The organism is Mesorhizobium silamurunense (assembly GCF_014843905.1).
Classification (GTDB): Bacteria; Pseudomonadota; Alphaproteobacteria; order Rhizobiales; family Rhizobiaceae; genus Mesorhizobium; species Mesorhizobium silamurunense.
Genome location: NZ_LPVS01000176.1, coordinates 1 through 515, shown reverse-complemented (window position 1 = coordinate 515; position 515 = coordinate 1). Strand labels below are relative to the sequence as shown.

Below are 515 nucleotides of genomic sequence, written 5' to 3'. Positions count from 1 at the left end.
AAAACGGACAATCTGATGATCGATGCCACCCATCTCAAAGCGCATCGCACTGCCGCCAGCCTCCTTAAAAAGGGGCTCTATCCCGATGTATCGGACGCAGCCGAGGCGGACTGACCACCAAGCTGCAAGTGGTCTGTGACGGCAAGGGACGTCCGCGGCTGCTGCATCTGAGCGAAGGGCAGGCCAATGATCACAAGACTGCTGCGGCAGTGATCGAGGATTTGCCCGCCGCCAACGCCCTGCTGGCCGATCGGGCCTACAGTTCAGCGGCCTTCCGCCAGGCGCTCGTCGAGCGCGGTATCACGCCATGCATCCCACCCCATGCCAAGCATCGTGTTCAGCACAGCTACGATCCTGTCCTATACCGACAACGCCACAGGATCGAGAACATGTTCGCACGCCTCAAAGACTGGCGACGCATCCACACCAGATACGACCGATGTGCTCACACCTTCCTGTCGGCGATCGCCTTCGCTGCAGCCTTCATCTTCTGGATCAATGAGTCCTGACCCTAG

At 59.6% G+C, this 515-nt stretch carries 1 protein-coding gene; it reads left to right on the top strand.

The window, feature by feature from the left end:
- The first annotated feature begins 89 nt into the window (after positions 1-89).
- Positions 90-509, top strand: coding sequence for an IS5 family transposase (locus AU465_RS32915; protein WP_312891344.1), 420 nt, complete (start codon positions 90-92; stop codon positions 507-509).
- Positions 510-515 lie beyond the last annotated feature (6 nt).